This window comes from Paenibacillus sp. PDC88, assembly GCF_900106725.1.
Lineage (GTDB): Bacteria > Bacillota > Bacilli > Paenibacillales > Paenibacillaceae > Paenibacillus > Paenibacillus shunpengii.
Genome location: NZ_FNNT01000003.1, coordinates 21,245 through 40,362 on the forward strand (window position 1 = coordinate 21,245; position 19,118 = coordinate 40,362).

Consider the following 19,118-nt stretch of genomic DNA (forward strand, 5'->3'; position numbering starts at 1 on the left):
ATAAATATAATTAGTAATAACAATTTATTAGAACACATTGTTCTCAGCCAAATCATACTAATATCTCGTATAACAAATAATAAAGCGTATATTAGTAGACCAGTAAGAATTAGAGCAGTAATTTTCACTGGAAGAGCAAGGGAAAGAATTTGAATGACGCAAGTCAGCGAAATGGCTCCTATCACTGGAATGAAGACGGAGAACCTCTGGTCAGACAATAACCCTTGGTCCAATCTAATTAATTTGAAAGCTAACAAGCCAGATATACAAAATATCAGTATCATGAGAACTGATAGGAAAATTGGTAACATTATTTAAAGACTCCTTCGGCATTATTAACAAAAAAACTTACCCATCGACTAATTCAAACACATATAAAATTAAAGGCTAATGGAAAGGATTATCACATCAAGGATCTTATTTCATGTATATTTTAAAAATAGCTGTAAATTCTATTACTTGGATTTATATACGCAATAAGGAACGAACTTCTGCCTTCACCATCAACAATTTATACAACAGACCCTAATTGATAATCCAATCTGGCCTTTCTTATAGGACTTATGGGCTCCTCATCGATTAACACATTCAATAAATTTCCCTAAAATAATTTCCCAATCAAAGTGTTTCATTACGTACTCTTTTCCACTCAGTCCCATTTTTTTTCTTAAGTTATCGTTCTCGAGCATCATATTTAGACAATATACAAATTCACTATAATCTGTATAATATAAACCTGCGTTTCCTCGTTCACAATGTCCTACCAATACATCGCAATGCCCATTGACAATAACCGGTGTTTCGTAATACAAACTCTCAAGTACTACCATGGATAGGCTTTCGAACTTAGAAGGCATCATTAAAACCTTAGCGTTCTTCATCGCAGCAAATTTCTCTTCATCCGTCACAAAGCCCAGCGGGATAATGTCGGGATCATTTGGGATATCAATCACAGATTTACCTATCAAAACCAACTTAGGGGGTTTTGAGACTGTTTTTTTATATCTTAAATAATAATCAAATAATTCCTTGCATCCTTTAGATTCATCAATTCTACCGACATATAGAATGTAATCCTCATGAATATTAAATTTTTCCTTAAATCCTTGAATATCTATTTCCTTGTTAGGAACATCGACACCCACACCTGCAACAACGCTATGTAAATGGTCGTTGTGAAAAGTTTTATGAACAAAATCTTTTTCTTCTTCAGTTAAAAAAATGAGGGATTGAGGAAGATGAAAGAGCGGTTTAAAGATAGAAAAATATATATAAGGTTCATCATGGGCAGTAGGAACTAGAATACTTTTCTCTGGGATTTGCTGCACTCCCCAAAAAGCAGTAAAATATAGATATGTAAAAAAAATCACTTTATCATACTGATCATGATTACTTTTAATATAGTTAATCAAATCAAACGATACAGGTCCTTGTGCCTTCATCCATTCTAATTCGTCATATACATTTCTATCAGCGTTTGTAAAAACCTGCTCATTAACCTTATTGAACTTCTTCATTTCTCTAGGAAAATCCGTTTTAAATCTTCTGACCGTCAGGTTATGGATTTGTTCGACATCCGCCTGATAATGATTTTCCCAGGTGGTGTAATCCAAAGCTTTCGTAGTCAATATCTCTACATCATATATTCGGCTTAATTTTTCAGCAATCAGCCTGCAACTCAGCTCTGAACCACCATTCACCTCTAGACCGTATCTTTGCACAACAAAAGCAATTTTCTTTTTCATACTTCCTCCATGATCAATCAAGCTTATCTATTTAACTGCGGCCATTTCACCTTTTAATTTACTCATAAAGATTTCAGTTGTATTCTCCTTAGAGAAATATTCCAGACGTCTTTTCTGGTTCATTAAAATTTTCTCTCGAAGTTCATGATCATCAACCATCACCTTGATTAAGGAGGCTACGGAAGAATACTCTTTGTCCATGAACAAAATCCCTCCATTCCCTAGCGTCTCGGGAACCGCTGCCTCCTTGTAAGCTACAATGGGAATTTGGAATTTCATCGCTTCAAGAATCGGCACGCAGAAGCCTTCATGCTCGCTCATATTCAAGAACATATCTGCATTCCTGTAGTAGGATAGAATGTCTCCAAAAGGTATATGGCCCGTTAAGTGGACGTCTTCTAAATGCAGTTCTTTAATTAGTCCTTTTAACTGCTCGTAGTACTTCTCCATTCGAGTGTAAGAACCCACTAGATGTAAGCGGGCATTTTTATCAAAATACTTTTTGTAAATATAAAAAGTTTTGATAATATCCTCTTGTTTTTTATTCGGGGCTAATCTTCCGACAAACAGAAAATCAGTCCCTATTTTAGATTGTTGAAGCTTTTTAAAAAGCGCTGCATTATATTTACCATCATAATCTTCATAATTAATGATGATCGGTGTTACATGGGTGTTGGAATATCCGACCTCATCAAGTTCTGCTTTGTTATAAGCAGAGTCTGCAAAAGCAATATCTATAAAATCTTTCAAAAAGAGCAGTTCTTTTCTCCCTTTATCACATAGATCAGCGGATTGATTGTCATAGCCTCTGAAGTAATGACTTGGAGTTATATTATGATATATTATCATTCGTTTATCAGTGAATTTTGGTATTTCATAAGCTAGGTCACATCCAATGGCCAAGTGATAAATAACCGGCTGATCTTTTGGTATACTGTGGGCAGGCTGTACAAGATGAGAAACTTTAGGATGGATATGCTCGGCATAAATCTTTGATTTAATCCCCATCTTCTCCATGGCCACCTTCATATTGATTGCTGAATTACTGACCGCATCGCCATAACTCATAGCGGGTAAAAGTTGATTTATAATCATCGTATATCACCGTACTCCTCATTTTTTGCCTGCGACAAAGTAATCCTGATTTCCAAACACAACTTCATTCCAATGCTGTAACCCCGTATTAAATCTAGCCAGGGCTTCCGGATCCATCGTCGGGATCGACAAGGACGGCAGTTGAACAATAGGATTGTTAGGAGAGAAATATTTGACCTCTACGCCTCTAAACCCTTCCGATTCCCATATAAACTGAGCTGTAAACGGATGAATAGGCTTATTATGAGTCAAATCCAAATAAAAGCTTTGGGCGAAAATAGATAAGCTTCGTGGATTAGGTGTCTCGGCAATAAGCCAACAATTCGGTTTTAATTTTTTGTAGGCTAACTTAACCATATTAATGATATCTTCCGGCTTCATATGCTCGATAACTTGGCCCAGGAAAATACCCTCCACGGAATTATCCTCCAAAGTCTGAAGGTATGATATCAAGTCAGCCTTTTTAACGTTAAATCCTCGTTCACGGCAATACTCAACCATATCATCGTCAATATCTATTGAGACGACACTAATATTTTGCTGCCACATCAATTCTGTAAACTCCCCACGACCGCATCCAAGATCGAGCACATTGGAAGCTTGCGAGAAGTAAGGAAGGTATTGTTTTTGTCTTTCAATTATCTCCTCCCTGCTTCCTCTGAAATATTCCTCAAATAAATAATAATCAAAATCAAGTCCAGTATTTTGAGACTCATCTTTATATCCATCTTTCGCTATAGCAAGTTCGATATGACCATAATCATCTGTTTGGACAGATCTTAATTTCCGTTCTATTCTTCTTAGGCGTTCATTAGCAACCCGAGTAGTTTGCTTCAAAGTAATCAGCTCTGCATCAAAATGAGTTTGATTCAATTGTTCAATATGGGATAGTTTATTATAGAAAGTGTTTTTTATCTCTGTTAACTCTTCCTTAGCGTTGGTTAATTTATCTTCCATTTCTCTAGATAAAGCATTAGCATAGGCAATGCCAGCCTGATCTTTATGCTTTTCAGACAGCTCATGTATTTGGGCTTTTAATACTCTTATTTGTTCATTTTTATTTTCTAGTTCGGCTTGAACGCTGCTATAATTCGCCTTATTCAGTTCGAATTGTTCACATACTGTCTTATATTGTGAGAACAATTCATTTATCGTTCTTGTTAGATTTGCATTAAACTCATTTTGTCCTGATGCATATGGATTGATATACCATCTCAATAATTTACGAATTAACTTTTTACCCTTAACTATTATTGGCCCTAAGTATTTTCTATGTGATGTTATATTAAACTCCGGATTTGTATTCCATGAACGATTTAAGATATCCACTTTCTCATGTAACGCTCTTAGATCCAGAGTACTGTCCGGAGTGTAATTATTCTCAACTTTACTTAAAGAAACTTCATGCAGCTTTTCTGTTATATTGTGTTTGTTCAGCTCTTTTTTCATCTTTGAAATAATTTCTCGCACATCTATCTCATCATCATTGATTTCGATTTCCATAGTCCTCATCCTTTCAATTCCCAAGTATGATCCAAACGAAAAATACCTACATCATTTATATCTGAAGATACTTGAAATGAATAGACGCTGGTTAGATAGTCGTACGGTTCTCCATTTTCATGATGTACTGCTACATCCAGCTTATAGACACCTGGCAGAAGCGTTAGCTTGCTAATATTAAATCTGATATGGCCTTCATTCGGTAAAGATTCAGAAGGAATGGAACGATCAATATATGTGTTGGTTCCATAGCAATAGGTATTATCGCTTGTAAAAAAACCAACTCCGAATACTACACTGCTGGCTTTTTCATTGATCTTATATTGAATATTGATGATCATTTGTTCCCCAGTATTGAAATTTCTTTTGATTTGTTCTTGAGAGTCACTAAACCAAACATTGAGTATTTCTATCTTCTTATTTCCTACTCTGCTATGATTTGAGCTTTCTATCGGTTTCGCTATATGCCAAAGTTCAGGTGATTCATTCAACGGTATTTCATTGCTTTCTGACTTTTGATCTTCGATCAATCTTTTATTTTCTTCTTCTGATAGAAAAGCCATATATTGCATAATAATATCTCTAGGAGATCCATCAGCCCTTACTTTTCCGTTATTAATCCAAACAGCTCGGTCGCAAATTTTCTCGACCATACTATTGTCATGTGTAACTACAACAATTGTTTTGCCTTTTCCTTTTAATTCTTTTATTTTCTCTAGGCATTTGTTTTGAAATGCACTATCACCCACAGCTAAAACTTCATCTATCAGTAAAATATCGGGGTCTACACTTATGGCAACAGAAAAAGCTAAGCGCATATACATTCCAGACGAATATATCCTCACAGGCTGATGAATATATTCATGAAGTTCTGAAAACGCAATAATTTCATTTAATTTAGCATCAATTTCTTTCTTTGATAGACCCAATATCGAAGCATTCATATAAATATTTTCAATCCCCGTAAATTCCGGGTGAAATCCTGCACCTAATTCTAAAAGACTTGAGACTCTTCCATTTATTTTTATAGAACCTACATCCGGATAGAGTATTTTGGTCATAAGTTTCAGAAGTGTGCTTTTCCCTGATCCATTTCTTCCAACTAATCCTACGGTCTGCCCTTCATTGATCATCAGATTAATTTCTTCTAGAATCCAATCCTCTTTAACTGTTTGTTTCCCAAATCTCAACACTTTATCTTTTAAAGTATTTTGTTTATCGATATAATTTCTGAATTTTTTTGATACATTACTTACCTCAATGGAGTATGACATAGGACGTTCGTTCTCCTTTACACTTCTTCAGCAAATCGTTTACTCAATTTCCTGAAAATAAACCAACTAAATAACAACAGAATCAGATTATAGACTAGTGATTTTAATAAATTTATAAACTCAGGATTACGCTGATAGTAAAATATATCTTGCAGAGACTCGATTATTGGCTTCATAGGATTAAAATCAAATATAAATTGATATTGTCCCGGAATCATACTCGAGGGATATATAATAGGTGTAAAGTAGAACCACGCCATCACAATTACCCCTAATATATGTTCCAGATCTCTAAAATAAACATTCAGAGAGCTGAAAAGTAAAGTCAGGGCATACGTAAGCAGGAACTGTAAAAAAAGAATAACCGGAAAAAACAAAGCATGAACTGACAGGGTCATCCCGCTAATAAAAATAGCAGCAAACATAATAATAAGTCCGAATAAATAGTTCACCATACCTCCGAACACGGTCGATAATGGCAGAACTTCATGCGGAAAATAGATCTTCTTGATGAGATTTGAATTTCGAATGATGATGCTAGCGCTACCCTGGACCGAAGAGGAAAAATTCAACCAAGGCAGCAAACCTATAAACATGTATATCGTGTAGTTATCCATATCAAATCTCATAATTGTAGAGAACACAATAGTATACACCAAAAGCATCAACAAAGGATTGAGAAAAGTCCAGAGGAATCCCAAGATAGATCCCTTGTATCTAGTTCTTAGATCAGAGAGCACTAAGCTTTTTATCATTTGTTTATAGTTAAACAGTTCTATTAGTATATTTTTCACAGTTATACTCTTCCTTCAATCTTTACTCTATTGCGCCAATAATTAAGCACGTCCCCTAGTGTTTCTTCAATACCTATATGTTGTTTCCAATTAATTGTACTAGTGATTTTTTTATTTGAACCTATATAAAGAGGAATATCAATGGCTCTGAGTAGAGATGGCTCTGTTACGATATCAATCTCTTTATCTGATAGGGCAACTAATGATGTCAGAATATCAGCAATGGATACTGGCTCGCCTGAACAAATATTATATGCTTCCCCTGGAATACCTTTTCTAATGATTTCACTGTAAGCTCTGATAATATCTCTAACATCAAGGAAATCTCTCTTTGCAGAGAGATTTCCCACTTTCATGATTTGCTCTGACATTCCCAACTCTATTTTTGCGATTTGATGCGAAAAATCAGAAGTTACAAAGCCCAAATCCTGTCCTGGTCCAATATGGTTAAATGGCCTTACATGGACAATTTGCAAACCTAGTTTCATATACATTTTTGCAAGCATATATTGAGACACCTTAGAAATACCATACGGGCTAATCGGATTTAAAGCACATTCTTCATTAATAGGCATGGAATCAGAAATAACCATTCCGTATTCTTCTGAGGACCCTACGGAGAGAATGCGTACCTTCTCCCCAATGTCCGACTTGCGGATCGCCTCATAAAAATTAGCTGAGCTAATCACATTTGATTCCAAGGTTTCCACTACTTTATCCCACGATTTTCTAACGGAACTTTGGGCAGCAAGATGAAAAATCATATCCGGTTTAACATGATTTAAAACCTCAATCATTTCTGCTTCGTTCGAAAAACCCATTGCAATTCTATTCTTAGCCCCACCTTGAATATTCAATGTATTACGAGTGGTCCCCCATACTTCTATATGATCTGATAGCAAATATTCTTCTAAATGTTTGCCAACAAATCCGTTTACACCTGTAATTAGAGCTCTCATTTTTAAGCCTCCTTCTATTCTGAAAGCCTTATTTGAGTTTCTCCAAATCACTATCAACCATCATTTTAACCAGTTGTTCAAATCCAACTTCAAGATCCCAACCCAGATTCTCTTTTGCTTTCGTGCAGTCACCGAGAAGTAGATCTACTTCAGCTGGTCTTACAAATTTTTGGTCAATTACAACATAATCTCTCCAGTTAAGACCAACATGACTAAAAGCAATCTCGACTAGTTCTTCTATCGTATGAGTTTCACCAGTGGAAATCACATAATCATCTGCTTTGTCTTGTTGTAGCATTAACCACATTGCCTTCACATAGTCTCCCGCAAAGCCCCAGTCTCTCTTTGCATCTAGATTCCCCATGCGAAGTTCATTTTGAAGTCCTAGCTTAATTCTTGCGACCCCATCTGTTACCTTGCGTGTTACGAATTCAATACCACGACGCGGTGATTCATGGTTAAACAGGATCCCTGAACATGCATACATATTATAGCTTTCTCTGTAATTCACAGTAATCCAGTGTCCATAGACTTTAGCCACTCCGTAAGGACTACGAGGATAAAAAGGCGTTGTCTCTTTTTGTGGCGTTTCTACTACTTTCCCGAACATTTCACTACTTGATGCTTGATAAAATCTAGCTTCTGGTTTAACTAATCTAACCGCTTCAAGCATATTCGTGACACCCATCCCCGTGGCTTGTCCTGTAGCAACCGGCTGGACCCAAGATGTTGCAACAAAGGACTGTGCCGCCAAATTATATACCTCATCAGGATTAGCGATCCGAACCGCATTGATTAATGAACCAAGATCCAACAAATCACCGTCAATGAATTCAATTTCGTTTTTAATGTGTTCAATATTTTCCATGATCGGGACACTTGTTCTGCGGCGTAAGCCAAACACTTTATATCCTTTAGAAAGCAACAACTCTGCCAAATATGATCCATCTTGTCCAGTAATCCCAGTAATAAGTGCACGTTTTGTCATGTAGTGAATTCTCCCTTTAAATTAATATATTATAAGTACTGCTCAAGCTTCTGCATACGCAATTCTTTAAGCAAAAGCTTGACTTCTTGAGCTTTATCTTTAGTGCATATGAGTGTTACATCTTCTGTATCGACGATGATTAAATCTTCTATTCCGAGTGTTGCTATTAACTTTCCATTACTCTCTATAATGCAGCGCTTGGTGTCTAAGTTTAAAATATTCCCTTTAATTACATTACCATGATCATCTAATTCATTTATGCGTTCCAGTGCTGTCCAGCTGCCGACATCATCCCATCCAAACACACAAGGTATAACATAAATGTTTTTCACTTTTTCCATGATCCCGTAATCTATGGATTGGTCCGGCATTTTTTTAAATTCAGAGCGAATTACAATCTCACGATTTCCGGATTTCATTCCAGCCTTCATTGTCTCCATAATATCATGCATGTCAGGCATCAATTCCCGTATGTAACTTCTTATGGTATCGGTCTTCCAAACAAAAATTCCGCTATTCCAGTAAAAATTCCCAGCGGACAAATATGCTTGAGCCGTTTCAAGATTTGGCTTTTCAACAAATTTATTCACTTTATAAACGTTCAAACCATTTATTTCTGTAACTTCTTCAGTACTCTGAATGTACCCATATCCTGTCTCTGGATATTTCGGCTGAATACCTAATGTCACTAGATTGTTATTATCTTGTGCAACTTGAATAGCAGTCTCTAATATTTTTATAAATCCTGCTTCGTTCTCAATAATGTGGTCTGATGGAATAACTACCATTGTGCTGTCCGGGAATTTTTCTTCTATAAGAATGGAGGCAAGTCCAATACACGGAGCAGTATTTCTTCCTACAGGCTCTATAATAATATTCTCATGTGGTAGATGAGGAATTTGTGCTTTAATTAGTTCAGCATATAATTCATTAGTCACAACGAATATTTGACTTATATCCATTAGCAGCTCTAAACGAGCGATGGATTGCTGTATCATCGACTTACTTCCGGAAATATTTAAAAATTGTTTAGGAAGATTTGTGCGGCTTTTCGGCCAAAACCGTTCACCTTTTCCCCCTGCCATTATTACGCTAGTAATCGTCATTTCAACCTCCAAGATTCCTCAAAGCAATATATTTTAATCTTTTCTCTATAAGATTACCGACAGCTTGTGGAGAAAAGTGTTCCTTAATATATGATTCTCCCTTTGATGCTGTCTTGAGATAATACGCTCTGTCATTAAAGAGCTTCCTCATATACTCACTTGCATGGTTCACATTTGGATCAGCCCAACATTGATAAGACTTATAAGGGCCATGATCATGATTTAACTGGATTAATTCGTAGTCAACAAGGCACGAATTATCCGGAGTCATAAAGTCTGTATTTGAAGACCAGTTAGTTCCTATCACTGGTTTACCTAAATACATCGCCTCCGCAAGTCCTAAGCCGAACCCCTCGCTTCGATGAAGGGATATGTAGCTATCAATTACTGAAATTAAAGCATTGGTATCATTTCTAGATAACGTTCTTTCTAATAAGTAAATATTCTTATAGCCGCCTATCAGTTCATGCAGCTCCTTAAGATCATCCGATTTGCTGTCAGCACTATTCACTTTAATAACCAAACCGACATTCAAGTCATTTGAATGAAATGCTTTTTTAAAAGCATGAATTGCTGCTTGAGGATTTTTCCTTTCCTGATAGCTTTTTAAATCATACATGGTTAGAAACAGAAACCGGTTGTCAGGTATACCAAAGTACTCTCTATCTCTTGAATTTTCAATTTTAACCTCAATGCTGTGAGGAATTTTGACTACAGGAACAGGACTTTTAATTGCAATGGAATCTACGACAAAAGTGGACGGTGCCCATATTTCATTTACCAGACTGAAACTTTCTTCCCATTCATCTGGAAAGTCAGGCAATTCCCAATGCCAGAATCCAATATTATAATGGTCTTGAAAAATACCATTGCCAAAATGAGCATAGATTTCCGTCATCTGTTCTGCATTAATATGAAAAATGTTTATATTATATTTGTACTCTGTTACTTCTTTATGAATCCAGGATGTATCATTCATTCTAGCGGGATTTGTGCCGATAAAATTAATGATGCCAAAAGGCAAATCTACAGCGCTTATACTTCTGGCTGCAATTCGGCAGGATTCTCCGATTCCCATTTCTGCTCTTGCATACCCAATCAAATTAATTCCGAATTCTTTCTCTGTTTTAATTATACGGCTATTCGAATGATTAATAGGGAATGCTTTCTTTAAAATCCTTTTTTTAACTTTTTGTCTGATAGAAAAAGGGACAGCCTTGACAATTATCGGTTTGGAGACCACCGCTAACCGGTATAACCATCTAAAAAAGTAAGACTTTATATTTTCCACTAATCTTCCCCTCAATCAAAAACAATAAAAAGAAAATACTACACAAATAAAGAAACGAATTATGTCGTAAATAAGAGAATTAGCAGATTTATCCGACATCTCATCCAGTATACGGTAAAAAAACAATTACGTCGAGAAATCTTGGGAAATTAATACGATATTTTCTACTTAAGTAGATGTCCTTTTCTTATAACTACAATTTGTAAATGAATGTCATTATTTATCATCCATATTCATTTTATATACTTAAAAGGTAAAAATGGACATTAATATGATGTGCGCGTAAACTATAATAGTTAATATTTTTATATTCGTTATTATAAGGAGATCCTATTAAATGAAAGGAATTATTCTAGCCGGTGGCAGCGGCACTCGTTTATACCCCCTTACCTTGGTAACAAGCAAGCAATTACTGCCGATCTACGATAAACCCATGATTTACTATCCATTATCTACTTTAATGCTTGCAGGAATTAGGGAAATTTTGATTATTTCAACTCCCGAAGATACGCCGAGATTTGAGAGTTTATTAGGAGACGGCTCACAGTTTGGCCTCAGTTTGAAGTATATGGTTCAGCCCGTCCCCCTTGGATTGGCACATGCCTTTATTCTTGGCGAAGATTTCATAGAGAGAGATTCCGTAGCCATGATTCTCGGAGACAATATCTACTATGGCGCTGGTATGCGGCAGTTACTTATCCAAGCCTCCAAGAAAAATCATGGAGCCACTATATTCGGTTATCACGTACCTGACCCGGAGCGATTTGGCGTTATCGAGTTTGACCAGAACGGAAAAGTTATCAGTTTGGAAGAAAAACCTTCTTATCCGAAATCAAATTACGCGATAACTGGGTTGTACTTTTATGATAATCAAGTCGTTTCAATTGCAAAAAGTATCTCCCCCTCGAAACGTGGAGAATTAGAGATAACTTCAATTAATGAACAATATTTGAAGCTCGATGCTCTGAATGTTCAACTTCTCGGACGCGGTTTTACTTGGCTGGACACAGGTACTCATCAAAGTTTGGCCGATGCAACCAATTTTGTAAAAACAATCGAGGATCATCAAGGAATTAAAATCGCAGCTTTAGAGGAAATTGCATATATTAATGGATGGATTACAGAGGAGCAGCTACTCGTCCACGGTCAAAGATTCGCTAAAACTTCTTATGGAGAATATTTAATTAAGGTTGCAACTGGAAAAATAAAATATTAAGGAGTGCGAGCTATTACTATGAAAATCACACCTACTAAACTGGATGGGGTAATGATCATTCAACCCGACTATTTTGGTGATCATCGTGGATGGTTTATGGAAACATACAATTCTTCTAACTTTACTAAATACGGGCTGGATATTAACTTTGTCCAGGATAATCAATCATATTCGGCTAGGAAGGGAACACTTCGGGGACTTCATTATCAATTAAATCCAAAAGCACAATCGAAACTTATTCGATGTACACGCGGTGCTATATTTGATGTAGCTGTAGATATTCGCAAAGGCAGCCCAAATTATGGAGAATGGTACGGTTTAGAGCTAAGTGAATCGAACAAGACTCAGCTCTTGATTCCAAAGGGTTTCGCTCATGGATTTATTACTCTTACTGATGACACAGAAGTGCAGTATAAGTGCGACGAGATCTATTCACCTGAATTTGATCAGGGCATTATATGGAACGATCCTCAAATTAATGTGATTTGGCCATCGAAAGTGATCCCCATACTGTCTGATAAGGATGCAAACGCACCTTTGTTAATACACGCTAATAACAATTTTGTTTACAAGCTATAAATAGAAACTAAATTTAAATCAAGCTGACGATGGTGCTCCTTTTACTTCTGACTATATTAATAACATGAGCTGATTATATATTGCATCAGGTATCTATTTTAAACAGTTCCAAATTCCCAAGATATTGTGCTAAAATATTTGTCGTATCTACTAGAAAAGGAGAATTCTACCTTGTCGAATCCAGTATACGGTAAATCCGCTAAGCCATCGAGCGGTATTGATCCGAAGAACCAAATCAGTGTTACCCGATGGATTCTAGTCATTGGCTTCATCTTATTTTTGTTCTGGGCTCCGTTCCAGATCGCCCTATTTAATGGACAAATGTTAAATTTCGAGAAGCCAATCTATTGGGCAGTACTCATCTCAACTCTCTTAATGTTCCTATGGATCGCCAGCTATTACAAAGAAATTAAGCTAGAAACACAAAGAGATTGGCTGCTGGTCGCTGTCCTGTTGCTTCCATTAACTTATGTCATCTCTCTTATATCGGCAGCCTCCCACTATCTTGCAACGAACATGGTACTCATTCAATGCATTTATGCGGTTGTATTTGCCATTGGAGTGTATATTCTCCAAAGCAAACAAATCAATCATATCATACATTTGGCAATTTTGGGTATTTCATATGTTATTGTCGGATTTGGTCTATTGAACTGGCTGGGAGGGTCGAATCTGGCAGCGAATCTTGTCGGATGGTTTACGAGCGCTGTACAAAATGGAAAATACATCGATGCCGTGATGGTTGATTCTAACGGTCCGAGGCTAACCTCAGTATTCCAATATGCTAATACATATGCAGCATTTCTCATGGCTCTGCTCTTTGCATCCATCTTTAGCTTAGTTAGATCTAATAAATGGTACGGTCAGTTAACTCATGGATTTATGCTTGTTCCGATCATTGTCTCCATTATGCTGACTTTGTCGAGAACAGGTCTTGTTCTTCTACCGGTTGTTTTTGTTGTGTTATTACTGTTCCTGAAGCCTGCAAAACAAATTTTATGGATCATATACTGTCTCATAGCGGGCGCAGCGACGGTAATTGTACTTAATCCTATTACTTCAGCAGGTCTGGCATTGCATGAACAATATTCAGCATCTACAGCTTTAAACGGCTGGATTTACCTGATTGTTGCATCTATTGCTGTGGCAGTTCTTGCCTGGGTTATTCAGAGCTATGCTGCTTCCCGCCTGACAAACGGAGTACAGCGCTGGTCTGATCGCAAATTATCGAGCCTATGGATTCCCATCGGATCTTCCATTGTTGCAATTATTGCTGCTCTGCTGCTTCTGTTTACGAGTCTCAAAAACATTTTGCCCGACAGCATTCAAGTTCGTTTGGAGAACATCAACTTTAACCAGCACAGTGTGCTCGAGCGATTTACGTTCTATCGGGATGCACTGAAGCTGCTAGCCGACTATCCAATCATTGGAGCCGGCGGTGGAGCTTGGGCGGCTTTATATGAAACGTACCAGAATAACCCGTACACGAGTCGCCAAGCGCACAACTTTTTCATGCAATATCTCGTAGAGGTCGGTATTCTAGGATTCATTATTTTTATGGCCTTTATGATCTTTATTATCTGGAAATATATCAGAGGGTACATTCGTCAGTCGGAGCAAGACAGAGAGTCCCATTTCCTGTATTTCATCATTACATTCTCAATCCTGGTTCATAGTATCCTGGACTTTAATATGAGTTATGCATTTATAGGTATGCTCGTCTTTCTCGGGTTCGGCGGTATGGCCGCGGTTATGGATAATAAGCCCCTGAAGAAGCTCAGCTTCAAAGGAGCAGGTATTCGTTACCTATATGTCGGGGCTGTAGGTATTCTGTCTATCTTTGTACTATTTACTTCGGTTCGTTATCTGCAGTCCAGCTACGCTGCTGTCGATGCACAGCAAGTCGTTCAGACAAGTCAGGATTTTAATGAAATCAAGACAGCGCTGGATAAGGACCTGTCCATCCGAGACACTCACCCGGATTCCTTGCTGCTGATGGCAGAGATCTACCAGCAGGTCTATACACAGACTCAGGATGAACAGTATTACAATGAGGCAATGGCATGGATTAACAACGGGCTTGAAGAGGAGCCTTATAATAAAAATATGCTAAAACGCAAGATTTCTCTTCTCCAGACAAAAGGGGAGAATGAGCAAGCATTTGCTATTCAGGAAGAAAAAGCCGCCAACTTTGCTTGGGATATTGATTGGTACGAGACGCTGATCAGCCAAGCCTTCGAATATGGTTACCAAGCTCTTGGCAATCAGGATACAGCGAAGAAGGACGAATACTTCGCAGCAGGATTACAAGCTTACCAGCATGTAGTAGAGGGTATCGAGCATCTGAAGACACTGCCTGAAGGACAGCTCCAAGGGCGTGCATTTGAAATCACACCCGCTATTGCTCTGAATGCAGGTAAGATACAATTTATGAAGAATCAATCCGCTGAAAGCGCAGCTACCTTGAAGCAAGGTTTGACAGAAGATATGAATGACCCTGCCAATCAAGAACTAGCCCGGTGGTATCTGGCATCATTACAAAAAGCAGGCCAAACCGACGAACAGGTCTACAATCAGTTAATTGGAACTCAGCCTGAAGCAGATGAGCAAATCGATCAGTTAGCCTCTTTAAATTTCTAGCAATACAAACAAAGCAGCGAGTTGAAGAGTTGTCTTCAGCTCGCTGCTTTTTTAGATCGATAATCCTTGCTTATTTCAAAGTCCGATAAGAGCTCAAGAGCTCCTCCAGATATTCACTTAATCCTTCACGAAGCTCTTCACGCTGCATCGCATAATGAAGAGTGGTCTGGATAAATCCTAACTTCTCTCCGACATCATGACGAGTTCCATCGAAATGGTATGCCAAAATGTCTCTGCTGGCACCAAGTGTAGCAATCGCATCCGTCAGCTGGATTTCACCATTCACACCCGTATGTTGATTCTCAAGGATATTGAATATATCTGGTGTTAATATATAACGCCCCATAATCGCCAGATTAGATGGGGTGCTTCCTACTGGTGGTTTCTCTACTAAATTATTGGCTGTATATACTCTATCTTCGATTTGATTTCCTTCTATAATTCCATATCTCGATACTTGTTCCCACGGAACGGGTTGAACTCCGACTACAGGCTGTTCATGCTGCTCATATATACCCATCATCTGCTGCAAACAAGGAGGATCAGATTCAACAATATCATCTCCAAGTAATACGGCAAACGGCTCATTTCCTATAAACTTACGAGCACACCAGATTGCGTGCCCGAGTCCCTTAGGTTCCTTTTGTCTAATATAATGGATATCTGCCATCTCAGAAGATTTACGAACTTCTTCAAGCAACCCCCATTTTTGTTTTGATGCCAGGTTATGCTCCAGTTCAAAATAGTTATCAAAATGATCCTCGATCGCTCTTTTTCCTTTACCTGTCACGATAATAATGTCTTCTATTCCGGAGGCTACCGCCTCTTCCATTATGTATTGGATCGTAGGCTTGTCTACGATCGGCAGCATTTCCTTGGGCATTGCTTTGGTCGCTGGCAAAAATCGTGTACCTAGTCCAGCCGCAGGAATTATCGCTTTTCGAATCTTCATTCAGAGATCTCCCTCGTTAAGATATGAATTCATTATAAAGGAATGAACTGGAAACTTCTCTAAGCAGAATCAATTTCATAACTCATTAAAACAACGACGAGTATGGAATTGCTTTGATACTTGGAAGCTTTTCATGGCTTTAATATCTCTACATAATGTTGTTCACACAATAAATTTTTCACTAGCAAAAAGAGCCACCCTCTTCATTGTAAAGAGAGCGGCTCTAATTCATTTTTATTTCACCAATTGCCCACGTGTTACGCCTAGCTGGTTGGTTGCCTTAAGTGTCTTCCATACCTGTGTACCGCTGATCTCACCGCGCAGTGCACGGTTGTACAGTCCAAGCACCTCACGTACCTGCTCCGGTGTCTCTTCCAAGAACTCTACGCGGTAGCGGGATACACCCAGATCCATGAAGTTCGTCAGATACTCGGCACCGGATTGCTCGACGGCATTGTATACCGTGTTCCGGCAGCCTTCATCGACACGCACCGGATGAGACATACCAATACGGTCCTGCAGAGATACGCTGTGATCTTCACAAGGACGTCCGCAGTTCGTGTAGTCCGTTCCTTCACTGAGGAACGTACAATATACACAGTGCTCTGTATGGAACATCGGCAGATGCTGATGAATAACAACTTCCATCTTGTCTGTACGGGAACGCTCCAGCAGATCGACCATTTGCTGAATGTTCAGGTCATACGATGGAGTAACCGCATCACAGCCTGCTTCAAGGAATAGCTCAACCGCTTTATGGTTGGCAATGTTCAGTGAGAAGTCACCAATCAGCTCCGGATGGTTCGCCTCCGGGTTCTCCATACGATGACGCAGGTAGAAATACAGTGCGCCCGTATTACGAACCAGCACCGCGTCCGGCTTCAGACGCAGGATGTTGTTATGGTAGCCGTTCTCACCAGGCATGTGGATGCGTGGTGTAACGAGTGCAATTTTCTTGCCTGCAGCATGCACCATCTCTACCGCAGCCGGGAACTGCTTGATGAACTCGAAGTCTGCATAGATAAAGTCTACGCCCGCTTCAAGACAAGCCTCTACTTGAGGCAGACTGCGGCATAATGCGGTGAGCTCCGCTGCACCGCGCTTCACCGCTGGAGCTGGCTTAACGGAATCACCGTAAACCTCCACTTCACGCTTCACATATACCGGCGGCTTCGGACGTTCTCCTGCCAGCATTTCCACTGCCTGACGGCGAATGTTGTTCAGCTCCCGCATTGGAATAATGATATCTCCATGCAGCTGTACATCCAGTTCCTCGAGCTGATACACTGTACCACCCAGTCGTCCAAACTGCTCTTCGAGCAGCTCATCATTCATCGGGCGTTTCTTCGCTAGTTCAAGCTCCATCTCGGAGTTCACCTGAACCGTAGTGCCTTTCTGCACATCGGTCCACCAGGTTTCGAGTGGCTGCCCTGGTCTTCCTACCGCCTTCACATGAACTGGGAAGACACGATATGGCTTCTCTGTCTCATAGCTTTGACGCAGACGCTTATCCAGTGCTGGGTCGTTCGTCTTCCAGATCCGATCGCCCTCATGCAGACGGCGCAGATCCACATCACTGCGGCCAGGCACGATGTCAATGATCCAGCCTTCGCCTGCTTCGCCTTCAATCTTCACGCCTTTACGACGAATATCATAGACACGTCCGCCTTCTTCGCGCTTAGTTGGGTCGCCGGCATCAAATACAATACCGTCTCCACGCTTCACCGGAGCTTCCAGTTTACATACGACGCCGTCGCGAAGAATTTTTTCTACACGGCCCAAATAGACACCACGGCTCTTCGGAAACGTTCCGTCCACCAGCTTCTTGTTGTTGGTCCCTTCAAGGAAGCCATGCGTAAAGCCACGGGAGAAGCTCTGCTGCAGCTCACGAATCTCCTCAGAGCTAATTGGATCCTTAATCCCGTCAAAATAGGCATCAATGGCTTTGCGATATTTGCTTACTACATTCGCTACATATTCCGGTGTCTTCAGACGCCCTTCTATCTTGAAGGAAGTAACACCCGCTTCAATCAGCTCAGGCATAATATCGATTGCAGCCAGGTCCTTCGGAGATAACAGATAAGCAACATCACCCATTGGCTTCTGCTCGCCATCCACCATCAGATCATAAGGAAGACGGCAGGCCTGTGCACACTCACCGCGGTTTGCAGAGCGTCCGCCCCACATCTCGGAAGTCAAGCATTGACCTGAATAAGAAACGCAGAGTGCACCATGCACGAATACTTCCATCGGCAGCTTCGCTTGCTCACCGATTTTTTGAATCTGCTTCAGGTTGTTCTCACGGCCTAGTACGACACGTTCAATATCAAAAGGCTTCGTAAACTCTACCGCCTCCGGCGAAGTAATCGTCATTTGTGTTGAACCGTGAATTGGGAAATCTGGCGAGATTTCGCGGATCAGCTTCACTAGACCCAGATCCTGCACAATTACTGCATCCACACCTGCATCTACACAAGCATCAACCAATTCTTTGGCGTCCGCCAGCTCATTTTCAAATACTAATATGTTAAACGTCAGAAAGCCCTTGACTCCATAGCTATGCAAAAAAGCCATAATCTCAGGCAGCTCTTCCATCCGGAAATTGTTCGCTCTTGCGCGGGCATTAAACTTCTCCACACCGAAAAAGATTGCATCTGCGCCATTCGCTACTGCTGAACGCATACAATCCCAATCGCCGGCAGGTGCTAACAGCTCGACATCTTCTCTTCTCAATGCTTTTGTATTCATATATCCTCCTAAACAGGCTTTTTTTACTTTGCCTATATCCTAATACATCGTTCAAATGATCAACTAAATACTCTATCAGTGTAGCCATTCTGCTAAACAACTATAATAGTGTATCAAATCCTTGTTCTTTCCTCTACTACTTCCTGAAAAAACCGAAATTTCCGTCCATTCTCCATGGACTTTTCTATCAACAGTGTAACAAGGGTCCTTCTTTAACTCTATAAAAAA

14 protein-coding genes are annotated in these 19,118 nt (G+C 39.3%); 3 read left to right on the top strand and 11 right to left on the bottom strand.

All coding sequences use genetic code 11. The annotated features are described in order from the left end of the window. Nucleotides 1-572: 572 nt before the first annotated feature. The 9 genes from BLW49_RS10745 to BLW49_RS10785 are packed head-to-tail and all read right to left on the bottom strand — an operon-like array spanning nt 573 to nt 10,755. Nucleotides 573-1,745 (bottom strand): glycosyltransferase family 4 protein, encoded by a 1,173-nt coding sequence (locus BLW49_RS10745; RefSeq protein ID WP_090724591.1) that lies wholly within the window; start codon nt 1,743-1,745, stop codon nt 573-575. 27 nt (nt 1,746-1,772) lie between these two features. Continuing rightward, nucleotides 1,773-2,840 carry a glycosyltransferase family 4 protein gene (locus BLW49_RS10750; protein ID WP_090724592.1) on the bottom strand — a complete coding sequence of 356 codons (1,068 nt, stop codon included), beginning with the start codon at nt 2,838-2,840 and terminating at the stop codon, nt 1,773-1,775. Nucleotides 2,841-2,858: 18 nt separating this feature from the next. Beyond that, nucleotides 2,859-4,343 carry a class I SAM-dependent methyltransferase gene (locus BLW49_RS10755; RefSeq protein ID WP_177178712.1) on the bottom strand — a complete coding sequence of 495 codons (1,485 nt, stop codon included), beginning with the start codon at nt 4,341-4,343 and terminating at the stop codon, nt 2,859-2,861. Between the two features lie 5 nt (nt 4,344-4,348). Further along, complete coding sequence (locus BLW49_RS10760) at nt 4,349-5,617, bottom strand: ABC transporter ATP-binding protein (RefSeq protein WP_090724596.1); 1,269 nt, start codon at nt 5,615-5,617, stop codon at nt 4,349-4,351. Nucleotides 5,618-5,634: 17 nt separating this feature from the next. Further along, nucleotides 5,635-6,372, bottom strand: coding sequence for an ABC transporter permease (locus tag BLW49_RS10765; protein ID WP_256209747.1), 738 nt, complete (start codon nt 6,370-6,372; stop codon nt 5,635-5,637). 41 nt (nt 6,373-6,413) lie between these two features. Continuing rightward, nucleotides 6,414-7,370 (bottom strand): GDP-mannose 4,6-dehydratase, encoded by a 957-nt coding sequence (locus BLW49_RS10770; protein WP_090724599.1) that lies wholly within the window; start codon nt 7,368-7,370, stop codon nt 6,414-6,416. 28 nt (nt 7,371-7,398) lie between these two features. Further along, the gene (gene gmd, locus BLW49_RS10775) at nt 7,399-8,358 is read right to left on the bottom strand and encodes a GDP-mannose 4,6-dehydratase (RefSeq protein ID WP_090724600.1); all 960 of its coding nucleotides are present in this window, start codon (nt 8,356-8,358) and stop codon (nt 7,399-7,401) included. Nucleotides 8,359-8,387: 29 nt separating this feature from the next. Next, a complete protein-coding gene (locus BLW49_RS10780; protein ID WP_090724602.1) occupies nt 8,388-9,464 on the bottom strand; it encodes a mannose-1-phosphate guanylyltransferase in 1,077 nt (358 codons plus the stop codon). A gap of 1 nt (nt 9,465) precedes the next feature. After that, a complete protein-coding gene (locus BLW49_RS10785; protein ID WP_090724604.1) occupies nt 9,466-10,755 on the bottom strand; it encodes a glycosyltransferase family 4 protein in 1,290 nt (429 codons plus the stop codon). A 337-nt stretch (nt 10,756-11,092) separates the two neighbouring features. On the opposite strand from BLW49_RS10785, the gene rfbA reads away from it, so the two are divergent. From rfbA to BLW49_RS10800, 3 genes are all read left to right on the top strand, one after another. Continuing rightward, a complete protein-coding gene (gene rfbA, locus BLW49_RS10790) occupies nt 11,093-11,971 on the top strand; it encodes a glucose-1-phosphate thymidylyltransferase RfbA (protein WP_090724605.1) in 879 nt (292 codons plus the stop codon). Nucleotides 11,972-11,989: 18 nt separating this feature from the next. Further along, nucleotides 11,990-12,550, top strand: coding sequence for a dTDP-4-dehydrorhamnose 3,5-epimerase (gene rfbC / locus BLW49_RS10795; protein ID WP_090724607.1), 561 nt, complete (start codon nt 11,990-11,992; stop codon nt 12,548-12,550). Between the two features lie 171 nt (nt 12,551-12,721). Then, complete coding sequence (locus BLW49_RS10800) at nt 12,722-15,190, top strand: O-antigen ligase family protein (protein WP_090724609.1); 2,469 nt, start codon at nt 12,722-12,724, stop codon at nt 15,188-15,190. Between the two features lie 70 nt (nt 15,191-15,260). On the opposite strand, the gene galU is transcribed toward BLW49_RS10800, so the two are convergent. Further along, nucleotides 15,261-16,142, bottom strand: a complete 882-nt coding sequence (galU, locus tag BLW49_RS10805; RefSeq protein ID WP_076314559.1) for a UTP--glucose-1-phosphate uridylyltransferase GalU — start codon at nt 16,140-16,142, stop codon at nt 15,261-15,263. A gap of 234 nt (nt 16,143-16,376) precedes the next feature. Further along, nucleotides 16,377-18,890 (bottom strand): U32 family peptidase, encoded by a 2,514-nt coding sequence (locus BLW49_RS10810; protein ID WP_076314558.1) that lies wholly within the window; start codon nt 18,888-18,890, stop codon nt 16,377-16,379. Between the last annotated feature and the right edge of the window lie 228 nt (nt 18,891-19,118).

Excerpts from the sequence above, each read along its gene's own strand:
- BLW49_RS10745 (WP_090724591.1), bottom strand. The coding sequence starts at position 1,745 with ATGAAAAAGAAAATTGCTTTTGTTGTGCAAAGATACGGTCTAGAGGTG.
- BLW49_RS10750 (WP_090724592.1), bottom strand. The coding sequence starts at position 2,840 with ATGATTATAAATCAACTTTTACCCGCTATGAGTTATGGCGATGCGGTC.
- BLW49_RS10755 (WP_177178712.1), bottom strand. The coding sequence starts at position 4,343 with ATGGAAATCGAAATCAATGATGATGAGATAGATGTGCGAGAAATTATT.
- BLW49_RS10760 (WP_090724596.1), bottom strand. The coding sequence starts at position 5,617 with ATGTCATACTCCATTGAGGTAAGTAATGTATCAAAAAAATTCAGAAAT.
- BLW49_RS10765 (WP_256209747.1), bottom strand. The coding sequence starts at position 6,372 with ATGATAAAAAGCTTAGTGCTCTCTGATCTAAGAACTAGATACAAGGGA.
- BLW49_RS10770 (WP_090724599.1), bottom strand. The coding sequence starts at position 7,370 with ATGAGAGCTCTAATTACAGGTGTAAACGGATTTGTTGGCAAACATTTA.
- gmd (WP_090724600.1), bottom strand. The coding sequence starts at position 8,358 with ATGACAAAACGTGCACTTATTACTGGGATTACTGGACAAGATGGATCA.
- BLW49_RS10780 (WP_090724602.1), bottom strand. The coding sequence starts at position 9,464 with ATGACGATTACTAGCGTAATAATGGCAGGGGGAAAAGGTGAACGGTTT.
- rfbA (WP_090724605.1), top strand. The coding sequence starts at position 11,093 with ATGAAAGGAATTATTCTAGCCGGTGGCAGCGGCACTCGTTTATACCCC.
- rfbC (WP_090724607.1), top strand. The coding sequence starts at position 11,990 with ATGAAAATCACACCTACTAAACTGGATGGGGTAATGATCATTCAACCC.
- galU (WP_076314559.1), bottom strand. The coding sequence starts at position 16,142 with ATGAAGATTCGAAAAGCGATAATTCCTGCGGCTGGACTAGGTACACGA.
- BLW49_RS10810 (WP_076314558.1), bottom strand. The coding sequence starts at position 18,890 with ATGAATACAAAAGCATTGAGAAGAGAAGATGTCGAGCTGTTAGCACCT.